At 37.0% G+C, this 12,180-nt stretch carries 11 protein-coding genes; 8 read left to right on the forward strand and 3 right to left on the reverse strand.

What is annotated here, in order from left to right:
- Position 1 precedes the first annotated feature (1 nt).
- Genes FXX65_RS01080 through rodA form a run of 6 tightly spaced genes read left to right on the forward strand, consistent with a single transcriptional unit; the run spans position 2 to position 6,631 of the window.
- Positions 2 to 958 carry a tetratricopeptide repeat protein gene (locus tag FXX65_RS01080; RefSeq protein WP_147614713.1) on the forward strand — a complete coding sequence of 319 codons (957 nt, stop codon included), beginning with the start codon at positions 2 to 4 and terminating at the stop codon, positions 956 to 958.
- Positions 959 to 990: 32 nt separating this feature from the next.
- Complete coding sequence (locus FXX65_RS01085) at positions 991 to 2,031, forward strand: rod shape-determining protein (RefSeq protein WP_147614714.1); 1,041 nt, start codon at positions 991 to 993, stop codon at positions 2,029 to 2,031.
- 14 nt (positions 2,032 to 2,045) lie between these two features.
- On the forward strand, positions 2,046 to 2,915 hold the full coding sequence (gene mreC / locus FXX65_RS01090) for a rod shape-determining protein MreC (RefSeq protein WP_147614715.1): 870 nt from the start codon (positions 2,046 to 2,048) through the stop codon (positions 2,913 to 2,915).
- Entirely contained in the window at positions 2,912 to 3,418 is a 507-nt protein-coding gene (gene mreD, locus FXX65_RS01095) for a rod shape-determining protein MreD (protein WP_147614716.1), read from the forward strand. Before mreC ends, mreD begins: the two co-directional genes overlap by 4 nt.
- Positions 3,418 to 5,316 (forward strand): penicillin-binding protein 2, encoded by a 1,899-nt coding sequence (gene mrdA / locus FXX65_RS01100; protein WP_147614717.1) that lies wholly within the window; start codon positions 3,418 to 3,420, stop codon positions 5,314 to 5,316. The genes mreD and mrdA overlap by 1 nt, the downstream gene beginning before the upstream one ends.
- A gap of 4 nt (positions 5,317 to 5,320) precedes the next feature.
- The gene (gene rodA / locus FXX65_RS01105) at positions 5,321 to 6,631 is read left to right on the forward strand and encodes a rod shape-determining protein RodA (protein ID WP_147614718.1); all 1,311 of its coding nucleotides are present in this window, start codon (positions 5,321 to 5,323) and stop codon (positions 6,629 to 6,631) included.
- A gap of 257 nt (positions 6,632 to 6,888) precedes the next feature.
- On the opposite strand, the gene FXX65_RS01110 is transcribed toward rodA, so the two are convergent.
- The 3 genes from FXX65_RS01110 to FXX65_RS01120 all read right to left on the reverse strand — a co-directional run bounded on the left by FXX65_RS01110 (position 6,889) and on the right by FXX65_RS01120 (position 9,853).
- Positions 6,889 to 8,184: a TRAP transporter large permease gene (locus tag FXX65_RS01110; RefSeq protein ID WP_222704208.1), complete on the reverse strand. Its 1,296-nt coding sequence runs from the start codon at positions 8,182 to 8,184 to the stop codon at positions 6,889 to 6,891.
- A gap of 10 nt (positions 8,185 to 8,194) precedes the next feature.
- Positions 8,195 to 8,719 carry a TRAP transporter small permease gene (locus FXX65_RS01115; protein ID WP_147614719.1) on the reverse strand — a complete coding sequence of 175 codons (525 nt, stop codon included), beginning with the start codon at positions 8,717 to 8,719 and terminating at the stop codon, positions 8,195 to 8,197.
- A 135-nt stretch (positions 8,720 to 8,854) separates the two neighbouring features.
- Positions 8,855 to 9,853, reverse strand: a complete 999-nt coding sequence (locus FXX65_RS01120) for a TRAP transporter substrate-binding protein (protein WP_147614720.1) — start codon at positions 9,851 to 9,853, stop codon at positions 8,855 to 8,857.
- A gap of 200 nt (positions 9,854 to 10,053) precedes the next feature.
- On the opposite strand from FXX65_RS01120, the gene FXX65_RS01125 reads away from it, so the two are divergent.
- Both FXX65_RS01125 and FXX65_RS01130 read left to right on the forward strand, forming a co-directional pair.
- Positions 10,054 to 11,073, forward strand: a complete 1,020-nt coding sequence (locus tag FXX65_RS01125) for an alcohol dehydrogenase catalytic domain-containing protein (protein WP_147614721.1) — start codon at positions 10,054 to 10,056, stop codon at positions 11,071 to 11,073.
- 20 nt (positions 11,074 to 11,093) lie between these two features.
- Positions 11,094 to 12,113 (forward strand): zinc-binding alcohol dehydrogenase family protein, encoded by a 1,020-nt coding sequence (locus FXX65_RS01130; protein WP_147612522.1) that lies wholly within the window; start codon positions 11,094 to 11,096, stop codon positions 12,111 to 12,113.
- Positions 12,114 to 12,180: the final 67 nt, after the last annotated feature.

Below are 12,180 nucleotides of genomic sequence, written 5' to 3' on the forward strand. Positions count from 1 at the left end.
AATGAAATTCAATATTTTACCTAATGGCAAAGGCAAAAGAAAAAGTCATCTTGTAAGAAATATCATTGCTGTTGGTTTGATTGCACTTGTTTTTTCAGCACTCATTTTTTTTGTTCATCATTTTTTAGAAAAATACATTTTTAAAGGTGATTCAACAACTCATCTTGTAAGCAAGTGGAACGATTATGACTACGAAGAAGTCTATAAAATTTCCAATGCAATTCTTGAAAAAAAGCCTTTCAACAATACCGCATTGACATATCACGGATACGCATCTTTTTATCTTTCCCTTGCAGAAAATGATACGAGTCTTTCGCAATCATACTGTGATGAAGCGATAACAAATATAAGGTTGGCTCTTCAAACTGCAAAAAGTCGCCTTGTTCCTCAGTTGGAATACATGCTTGGAAAAGCGTATTTCTACAAGAATACGGTTTCTTCATATTATTACTATGCAGACCTTGCAGTTTTATATTTAAACCGAGCGATAAAAGACGGATACAAATCCGACGATATTCCAGAATATTTAGGTTTAAGTTATGCCTCTTTAGGTATGACGATGGAAAGCATATCTGCTTTTACAAAGGCTTTGTTGACTCGAGAATCGGATCTTTTGCTGCTTTCTATTGCAGAGCAGTATTACAACGCAGGACAGGCGGTTGCATCTGAGCAATATCTTTTTAGAATTTCTGCTGAATGCAATGATCAAAAAATAAATGAGCGCAGCCATCTGCTTTTGGGTAAAATATACACAGAGCAAAAAAAGAATGAGCAGGCAAAAAAAGAATTTGAATCAATTTTAGAAAAAAATGAAAATTTTGGTGACGCTCTTTATGGACTTGGTGTAGTATATGAGAATGAAGGTGATATAATAAAGGCGCGCTCTTATTGGCGAAAAGCTTTAAAAGTTCAAGCAAATCATCCTGATTCATTAAAAAAATTAGCTGAATACAAATAATCAATAAACGGCTTGGAAGGAGTAGACTAAAAATGGGATTTTTTGACCGTTTTTCAACAGACATAGGTATAGATCTTGGTACCTGTAATACTTTAATTTATGTGCGTGGAAAAGGCATTGTTGTAGATGAACCTTCCGTAGTTGCTGTGGAAAAAGGCACAAAGAGGGTTGTTGCAGTGGGTGCAGAAGCAAAGAGAATGCTTTGGAAAACGCCAGGCAATATAATCGCTATCCGCCCACTTGCAGATGGTGTTATCGCTGATATAGACAGCACAGAAAAGATGATAAGATACTTTATCAATAAAGTTATCCCTCGCCATCAAATTTTAAAATCAACCAGAATGAAGATAGGCATTCCTTCCTGCATAACACAGGTTGAACGCAGAGCGGTAATTGAAGCAGCTTTAAAAGCAGGCGCAAAAGAGGTTGATGTTATGGAAGAATCTCTTGCTGCAGCTATTGGTGCAAAAATTCCTATAAATGAACCTGCCGGACACATGGTATGCGATATCGGTGGTGGAACAACCGAAGTTTCTGTAATCTCTTTGGGTGGAATGGTTGTTACAAGTTCTATCCGTGTTGGTGGCGACAAATTTGATGAAGCGATCGTAAAGCACATTCTTTCAGTTTACAATTTGAAGATTGGTCAGCAATCTGCGGAGCGCATAAAAATTCAAATAGGAAACGCTACAGGCGATGGTGCTACAAACGAAAAGATGGAAATTCGAGGAACAGATGCTATAACAGGTCTTCCTCGTCGCCTTGAAATAGATTCGCTTGAAGTTAGAGAAGCTTTAAAAGAGCCCGTAAATCAGGTTGTAGATGAAGTAAAAAGAACGCTTGGACGCACACCACCAGAACTTGCAGCAGACATAGTTGAACGAGGAATTGTTATGACTGGTGGAGGTAGCATGCTCAAAGGTCTTTCAAAATTGATTTCAAAAGAAACTGGAGTTCCTGTAATTTTGGTTGAAAATCCTTTGGAATGTGTTGCACTAGGCGCAGGCGAGGCTTTTGACCTTTTTAAAGATATGTCTACGGATCGTCTTGTTTACAACAATTTAAACGACTAAAACAAACGCAAAAAATGGCAAAACGTTCTTTTTCGCTTAGCATCTCGGAATTTGTATTTTTAATTCTCTTTTTCTTTTCTGCTACAATCTTAGGATTTTCTGGTGGCGGATTTGTAGTAAATTTTCAAAAAGTTGGATTTTCTGTTCTGTCGTCGTTTCAAAAAGGAGTAAATTTTGTTTCGGCTGGCATTACAGATTTTTTTGCTTCGGTAAATGAACTTAGGGTTTTAAAAGAAGAAAATATTGAACTAAAAGAAAAATTAAAAAATTATCAGTTCATGCAAAGAAGCAATGTCGAAATTCGAAAAGAAAACGAAAGATTAAAAGAACAATTAAATTTTTCAACATCTATAGAACAGAAGAATTTTCCAGCAAGTATAATTGCGAGAAATTCAGACGGGCTTTATTCTTCAATTACGATAAATAAGGGAAGTCGTAGCGGAATAAAAAAGGGAATGCCTGTAATTGCAGTTCAAAACGGTACGGTGGGGCTTGTAGGAAAGATTGTTACCGTCGGAATTACGACAAGCCTTGTAATGCCTTTATACGATGTAAAATGTTCAATTTCTGGTCGCATTCAAAACACTCGCGATATTGGGCTTGTAGGTGGAAGTGGAGAAGTGGATTCTCCTTTACAGATGAAATACATTAAAAAGAGAGTTCTTCCAGAACTTAATTTTGGAGACATAATCGTAACTTCTGGCGAAAGCGAAAATTATATAAAAGATATTCCAATTGGCACAATTTCAAAGATAACTGTAGTTGATTATGATTCTTCGCTCAATATCGAAGTAACACCCATAGTCGATTTTTCTCGTTTAGAAACCGTAATAGTTACAGATTTAAAAGAAACAAATCCTTCTTTCAAAGGGGGAATAAGATGAAATCCTTTGGTATTGCAAGTCTTTTTTTCTTGGGATTTGCTCTTCTACAAACGGCAATCCTTTCAAATATAATTATTCTACCAGCCGTTCCTGATTTTCTTTTGATTGTTTCTCTTTATTTGAGCCTTCAAAACGGTAGGCTTTTTGGAGTTAGTGCTGGTTTTATGAGCGGTTTGATACTGGATTTTTTAGGTTCTGTTCCTTTTGGTCTTAACTGCCTCTTTAGAACGGTCTTTGGCTATGTTGCAGGACTCTTCAACAAAAGCCTCAACATCAATGGTGTTTTTTTCCCAATTTTGCTTGGAAGTCTGGCAACTATTTTTAAAGCGTTTTTGCTTTGGGTTATTTCGATTTTCTACCCAAATTTAAACCTTATTTATACTGTTTTTTCTTTCGATTTTTTATTTGAACTTTTACTCAATGCTATTCTTTGTCCTCTTGTTTTTCGTTTCCTCGATATTTTTAAGAATTTGCTGACTTTAAATCTTGAGAAGGTTTGCTGATGGCTGATTTTGAAAACGATTTTATCTCATTGAATTTAAATCTTAAAGTTTCGATAAGCAAAAATGTGCAAATAATGATTTTGCTTCTTATTCTTGTTGCAACTTTTTTTATATACAGCATAGAACTTTTTTCACTTCAAGTTGTAGACGGTAAAACATATAGAGAGCGTTCTCACAAAATTTCAAGTAAAGTGCAGACAATCCCTGCAAATCGTGGAGAAATCTTTGACAGAAATGCAAAACTGCCATTGGTCATCAATACGGATTCTTTTGCGGTATATTTAACTCCGGCCGAAATTCCAGATGGTTACTATGACAGCGTTACGACAAAACTTTCTTCATATCTTGGAATTGCAAAATCAGAAATCGATAAAAAAGTTCCTCAAAAGTTTAGAAAATCATTTACTTCGATAGAGATTCGGGTCAATGTTTCTTTTGAAGTTGTTTCTAACATTGCAGAAAACATAACAGATTTGCCAGGGGTTGGTTGGAGAGCCAAGCCTATGAGAAACTATGTTGAAACAGGTTCCATAAGTCATGTTATAGGATACGTAGGCGATATTACAAAAGAAGAATTCAATGTGATGTATAATCAAGGTTATAAATCCAATTCTATAGTTGGAAAAACTGGCATAGAAAAACAGTATGATAAATACCTGCAAGGAACTCCTGGACGCGAAAGTTTGACCGTTGATGCACGCGGTCATATAATTTCGGATACTCCAATAATTGAACCTCCAGAACCCGGAAAAAATCTTGTTCTTACAATAGATTCCAGAATTCAAAAACTTGCAGAACAGGCACTGGGAAAAAGAGTAGGGGCTGCAATAGTTTTAAAGCCTTCCGATGGGGAAGTTTTGGCGATGGTGAGTTATCCTTATTATGACCAAAATCTTTTTAATTCCGATGATGCTTCCGCTCAATATACTAAACTTGCAACGAGTGCGAATAATCCTCTTTTAAACAGGGCTGTGAATGCGGTTTATCCTCCTGCTTCAACTTTTAAAACGATTATGACCACAGCGATTCTTGCAGAAAATGCTATTTCTCCAGAAAAAAAAGTTGAGTGCACTGGGAAGATTGTCTATGGTGGGCAAACTTTTACCTGCCATATAAAGTATCCTGGACACGGTTATTTAGATTTAAAAAATTCTTTGGCACAGTCGTGCGATGTTTATTATTGGGTTGTAGGAAGAGATAATTTAGGTGTTGATACGATTGCTTCGTATTCAAAAGAATTTGGTTTTGGGCAAAGCCTCGAAATCGATCTTCCTGCTCAGTCTGTAGGTTTTATTCCAACGAGCCAGTGGAAAGAAAGGCGTTATCACGAAAAATGGAAGGGTGGCGACACGATGAATATGTCTATCGGTCAGGGCTACACTCTGGTAACACCTATGCACATAGCAAATATGATTGCAATGGTCTGCAACGAAGGAAAAATCTATAAACCTCACCTTTTAAAAGAGATTCGAGACCCTGCAACGAATCAGGTGATTGAAGAGATAAAACCAGAGATTTTAAAAGAATCCAACATAGACAGTGCAATCTGGAAGCAGGTTCAAAGAAATTTGCGCTATGTTATAACCGATGGAACAGCGCAATATCCGATGAACAACAGGCATTTTCAACTTGCAGGAAAAACTGGAACAGCGGAAGTAAACGGTGCAAAGGAAAATCACTGGCATTCTTGGATGGCAGCATACGGTCCTTATGATGCGCCTGTAAAAGACCAGTATGTTGTAGTTGTAATAGTAGAAGCGGTAAACGACTGGGAATGGTGGGCTCCTTACTGTACAAATATAATTTTTCAGGGAATACTTGCAAACCAGACTTATGAACAATCTGTGGAAACTCTGGGATTTAAATATCTTATAAAAGCCCAGCAGAGACAGGAGTAAAAGGATGAAAACAAAAATATATCAGGCTTTTGACTACTTTCTTTTATTCTGTGTGCTTGTTTTGGTTTGTCTTGGGATAATGTTTATCTATTCTTCTGGAATAAATTCTGAAGGAGTAAATGTTTCAAATGAATACATAAAACAGATAATTTGGGCAGGGATAGGTTTTGCCCTAATGCTTTTTATCGCAGTTTCGGATTACAGGCGATTGGATCGATATGTCGCATATCTATATGTTTTTTGTGCAGCGATTTTAATCTATACCAAACTTTTTGGAAGATATGTAAATGGCGCAAGAAGCTGGATTGGATTTGGCGGATTTGGAATTCAACCTTCTGAATTTTGCAAGATTTTGTATATTCTTTTTCTTGCTTGGTACCTTGAGCGATACAAAAATGAAGACCCATTGAAAAGGTTTTTATTTGCTTTTGCAATTTTTTTATTGCCAACAGCCTTAATTCTCTTGCAACCAGATTTAGGGACTGCAATGGTGTATATCCCGATTTTTTTGCTTATGTGTTTTGTTGCTGGTCTCCCACTGCGATATATTGCACTTGTTTTCTTATGTGGAATGCTTACAGTTATATTTGCAGTTCTTCCAATATATCAATCTGAAATTGCACACGTAAGCTACACCGCAATAAACATACTCACAAGTTCAAAATTAAGACTGCTTGTTATAATAGTCTCAGCTTCAATCTGTTTTATCGGAATTTTTGGAAAGATTTTTCTTCCAGAAAACAAGTATTTTTATTGGATTGCCTATTTTTTTGGAATTGTCTGCGTTTCTTTGATATTTTCAAAACTTGCAGGAAGCGTATTGAAAGATTATCAGATAAAAAGGTTGATAGTTTTTATAGACCCAGATTCTGATCCAAGAGGTTCCGGCTGGAATATCATACAGTCGAAGATTGCTATTGGCTCAGGGAATTTTTTTGGGCAGGGATTTTTACGCGGAACTCAAAGCCATTACCGATTTTTGCCAGAGCAGAGTACAGATTTTATCTTCAGCATTCTTGCAGAGGAATTTGGTTTTTTTGGCGGGATTCTTGTCTTTTTGTTGTATTTTGGTTTACTTATAAGAATCGTATACATAATGAGAGGAACTAACAACGAATTTGGTCATTATATATGTTCTGGAATTTTGGCGATGTTCTTTTTTCATTTTATTGTAAACGTTGGAATGGTGATGGGAATCATGCCGATAACTGGAATTCCTTTGCTTTTCTTATCTTATGGAGGCTCTTCGCTTTGGACTGCACTTTTTTGTGTTGGACTTGTTATGAGCGTAAATTCTCATAAATTTGAACTTTAATATTTTATCGCTTAATCAAAAGGTCATAATTTTCCAATTTTGATATTCGATTTAAAAGCAAATTTGTCATTTTGTAACATACAAGCAAATTTGTCATTTTTTTTGGCATAAAACCAAATTTATCATTTTAAACAAAAAACGGCCTAATTTTTTACGATTAGACCGCCATATTCAACGCAAGGAATTTACAACTTACAAATATTTTATATTTAGAAAGATATTGCAATCGTCAAAGTGTTAACAAAACTTATTATTTATCAATTAAACCACTTCAACGGTACAGTTATCAATTCTGGAATAAAAATCAATGCCGCAACGAGTAAACATTGTAAGATATAATACGGTATGACTTTTGGTAGCAGTTTATCCATTTTAACATTTCCTGTAGCACAGGCGACGTTCAATACCGGTCCAACTGGAGGAGATGTTAAGCCCAAAACGTTTGCAAGCGTAAATACTACACCAAAGTATATTAGGTCGATATTTGCTGCTTTTAGCAATGGAAGCATAATCGGTGTCATAATAAGGATAGTAGGTGTAACGTCTACACAGGTACCCATTAAGATGATGATTATCTGTAACACGAAGTTAAGCAACATTGGATGCTCTATCAGTGGAGTCAACGATTGGGTTATAAGCTGCGGAATGCGCGAGATTGTAAGTATGTAAGCCGCATACTGTGCACTTGCAGCCAAAAACATAACTACGGCAGACATTTTTGCAGCAGAGATAAAGGACTGGAATATATCTTTTGGTTTTAATTCCCTATAGATAAAGATTCCTGTGATAAGGGTATAAACTACAGCGACAACTCCAGCTTCTGTTGCAGTGAAGATACCACCTCGTAAGCCAAACAATATGATTAGAGGAAGAATTAAAGCAGGTAAACCTTCCAAAAAACTAAAAAGGATTTCTTTCGGAGTCAATTTTGGAGCATGAGAAGTTATGCCGTCTGAGCGAACAACGAAGAACCATACAACGCACATAATCACTGTAAGATATACAGCAGGTGCGATTCCACCCATAAAAAGACCTTTTACAGAAACACCAGCGGTAACACCGTAGATAATCATAGGTACAGAAGGAGGCATGATTGGAGCAACAAGGTTTGCACTAGCAAGAAGACCAGCAGAGGTTTCTTTTCCGTATCCAGATTTTACCATCATTGGAATAAGGATTGCCCCTAAAGCAGCTGTACTTGCAACGGCAGAACCTACAAGACTTGCAAACATAAGGCAAGCAAAAATTGTTACATAACCCAAACCGCCACGGAATCTTCCTACAAAGATGTTACAGAAGTTGATTATGCGTTTTGTAAGACCGCCTCGGTTCATCAATTCTCCAACAAGAATAAAGAACGGAAGTGCCATCATAGAAACGGAGTCTGTTCCACGCATAACTTGTGCTGCTACAGTCTGTGCGTTTGTAGCAGGACCTCCGATTGCAATCGCTGTGGCTGCTCCACTCAACAAGAGAGAATAGGTGATAGGCATACCTATCATAATTGTTATAACTAGAGAGGCAAGAAAAACTATTGTATAAATCGTAATCATTCACATTCTCCTATTCTGCGCTGGCCAAAGGGTCGTCTTCTTTTGTTGCAGTAATCAATCCCGAAACAGGTGCTTTTAAGAATATGAGTCGTACTATATTGATTACTGAAATTATTATTATTGAAATGCCAAGAAATAAACCAGATAAATAAACGCCCCAGATTGGAAATTGAGTCGCTACCCATTTATCGTGCAGGTTTTGAATCATTAGACCATAGCTTCCAAATGTCATAAGATACATAAGGTAGATAATTATAAGTTGAATCAAAATATACACCAGTTTTTGTGTGATGCCAGGAAGTTTTATAAGTATGGAATCGATAAGAAGGTGTTTGTTATCTTTTGCGGCTTCAATAGAACCTAAATATACAAGGTATATAAAACACAAACGTGCAACTTCTTCCGACCATGCAAACCCTTTGTTGAATAAATATCGCAATACGACATTTGCAAACACCAAAGTAATCATAACCGCAAGAAAAATTGCGATTACGGCTTCAATACCTTTAAAAAGGCCATTAATAATTTTATTCAATTGCTAAATCCTCGCTTTTATATTATGAAATCGCCTTAAAATGCCTGAATATTGATAAGCTGATATTACGCTTCTATAAGAAGATTCGTAATATCAGCAAGATAAACTCAAGCGTGTTTAAGCGGTATCATGCTATCAATAAGCCTTGATTTTTTCAGTAAGAGCTTTTGCCCAGCTCTGTTCCTTTAAGAGCTTGTCTGTTAATGGTTTTATTTTTTCCTGAATCAAAGCCTGATCCTGAGCAGTGCATGGAGTTATAGTGAGTCCTTTTGCTTTAAGGCTTGCACGATCTGAATCAACGCTTTTAATGTACTCTGTCCAAGCCCATTGTGTTGTAGCCTTTGCAGCATCAGAAACGATTTTTTGCTGTTCTTTTGTGAGTTTGTCAAAACAACCCGCACTGATAATGATTTCGAGAGTAGCGATGATGTGGTTTGTTTCGTAGATGTATTTTTGTACTTGGTCAAAACTCTGGCTTATTACGGTAACCATACCGTTGTCCTGTCCGTCTACAACGCCAGATTCAAGAGCTGAGAAGAGGTCTCCCAAAGGAATAACCTGAGCACTTGCTCCTAAATTCTGTGCGATGCCTACGTGAATAGGGTTTGAAGGCATTCTGAATTTCTGTCCTACGAAATCCGCTACAGAAGTAAGTTTTTTATTGCTTGTAAATGTTCTTGCGCTGTTTGGTCCCCATGCGAGCATATAAACTGTTGGGAATTTTTCATGGAACTGCTTATTCAAATCGGTAGCAATATCTCCAGTCCAAACTTTTTTTGCATGATTCAAATCTTTATACAAGAAAGGCCAGTCAGAAATCATACTTACAGGCCATTCCTGATTGAATGGAGTTCCTACGATAGCCATTTCGATAGTACCGTTGCGTACTCCGTTCCAAAGGTCGCCTTCGTTTCCGAGTGTTCCGTCCGAATAAACATCAACCTTTACGGAACCATTGGTTTTTGATTCAACTTCAGCTTTAAAAACTTGTTGAATAGCTCTACCCATTGGGTGAGATGATCCCCAGTTTTCTCCAACCTTGATTGTAACTGAATTAGCTGCCTTTTTTCCGCATCCAATTGTAGTTATTGCCAGCACACAAGCAGTGGCAATTAACAAAAGTGATTTTTTCATACATTCCTCCTAGTAAAATTATGAAAAAAAATATTTAGTTAGACAAAATCAAACTAACATATTAGTATATTAGTATGTTATCATACTTTGTTTTGGTGTCAATGTTTTTATATTTAAAATAAAAAAAAAGACGCACAAAACAGTTCAATTATCTATACAAAAGGTGATTACACGGATTCCAGTCAATCAAAGGAGGCATTATGATTGCTGTTCAAATTTTCAAACCTAACGATTTGCGAATCATCGATATTGAAAAACCTACTATCGATGATAAAAACAATGTTCTTGTAAAAATGACTGCGGCGGGGCTATGTGGCTCGGATGTTGGCATTTACCACGGAACAAACGCTGCGGCAACTTATCCGCGCGTAATTGGACACGAAATGGTTGGAGTAGTTACCGAAACAGGTAAAGACGTAAAAAAACTAAAAATAGGCGACAGAGTAATCATAAATCAGGTTACCAGTTGCGGACACTGCTATCCATGTAAGCACGGTAGAGGCAATGTTTGCGATAATTTAAGAGTAAGAGGCGTGCACATAGATGGTGGATACAAGGAATTCATCGCTGTTCCAGAATCCGACTGTTATTTGCTTCCAGACTCTCTAAAAGATGTTGACGCAGTTATGATTGAACCAACAACAATCGCAATTCAAGCGTGCTCTCGCGCACAAATTGAAAAAGACGACACTCTTTTGATATTTGGTGCTGGTGCGTTAGGAACTTCAATATTGAAAGTTGCTCGACTTTTTTGCGATAACATAATCATAACCGATGTAATTCAGGAAAAACTTGAAGAAGCAAAGGCTATGGGCGCAAAGTATATAATTAACGGAAAAACAGAAAATTTAATTGAAAAAGTAAAAGAATACACAGATGGACGAGGTGTAACTTTATCTATTGACGCTGCTTGTATTTCTTCTTCCCTTATGAGTCTTTTACAGGCTACCGGCAATGCTGGCCGCGTAATTACGATGGGATTTTCAACTTCTCCTATTGAAATAAATCAATTCCTTATAACATCAAAAGAACTCGATATCCGTGGTTCTCGTCTGCAAAACAAGATGTTCCAAAAAGCGATTGACCTTATAAACGAAGGTAAACTCGATTTAAATGGAAGTTGTTCTCATACATACAACATAAAAGATATCCAAAAGGCACTTGATTTTAATGATACAAGAGATCCTTCTATAAGGAAGATTGTGTTCACTTTTGATTAAAAATAAAAGAGGAGTTTAACATGAAAGCTGTAAAAATTATAAAACCAAAAGATGTAGTCGTTGAAGATGTAAAAATGCCTGTTCCAAAAGAAAACGAAGCACTTATAAAAGTTAAGGCTGCAGGAATTTGTGGCTCTGACATAGGTGCGTTTCGCGGAACAAATGGCTTGGTAACTTATCCTCGCATAATCGGTCACGAAATTGCAGGAGAAGTAGTTTCTATTCCAAAATCAAATCCTAAAAACATAAAAGTTGGAGACAGAGTCATAGTAGACCCTTATCTGTACTGCGGACATTGTTATCCTTGTAGCATAAAAAGAACAAACTGTTGCGAAAGCCTAAAAGTTCTTGGCGTTCATGTGGACGGCGGAATGGCCGAATATTTTTGCCATCCAGCAGACATGCTTATAAAAATGCCAGATGAGATGACTTGGGTACAAGCGGCTCTTGCAGAACCACTTACAATTTCAACTCATGGCATTCACCGCGGCAAGCTCAAAGCAGGCGAATATTGCGCTATCATCGGTGCAGGTCCTATAGGATTGGCAGCTGGAATGGTTGCACAAGATTACGGAGCTCATGCTATTTTGTTGGATCTTGTTCAGGAAAGATTGGATTTTGCTCGTTCTCTCGGCATTGAACACACTATAAACATAAGCAAAGAAGACCCTGTAAAACTCATCCACGAAATAACAAACGGCGTTATGGCTCAGCAGGTTATGGAATGCAGTGGTGCAAACGTAGCCATAAGAAATACGCTCGACTATGTTTCTTATGCTGGAAGAATCACTTTGACGGGGTGGCCTAAAACAGAAACCTCTTTACCAACGGATAGAATTACAAAAAAAGAACTCGATATAAGAGGCGCAAGAACAAGTGCAGGAGAATTTGAAGAAGCCGTAGAATTGATTTGTTCGAAAAAAGTTGACATGCTCAAACTTTTAACAAAAACAGTTCCTATTGAACAGGCTGCGGATGTAATTAGAGATATAGAAAGCAATCCTCAAAATTACATGAAAGTAGTCGTAACTATGGAATAAAATTTCAGCACAAAATTCAACAGTCAGCAAAAATATCAAATCTTTTTAGGCTGTTGAATTTTTCAAT

This window comes from Treponema pectinovorum (genome assembly GCF_900497595.1).
In the GTDB taxonomy this organism is placed as follows: Bacteria; Spirochaetota; Spirochaetia; order Treponematales; family Treponemataceae; genus Treponema_D; species Treponema_D pectinovorum.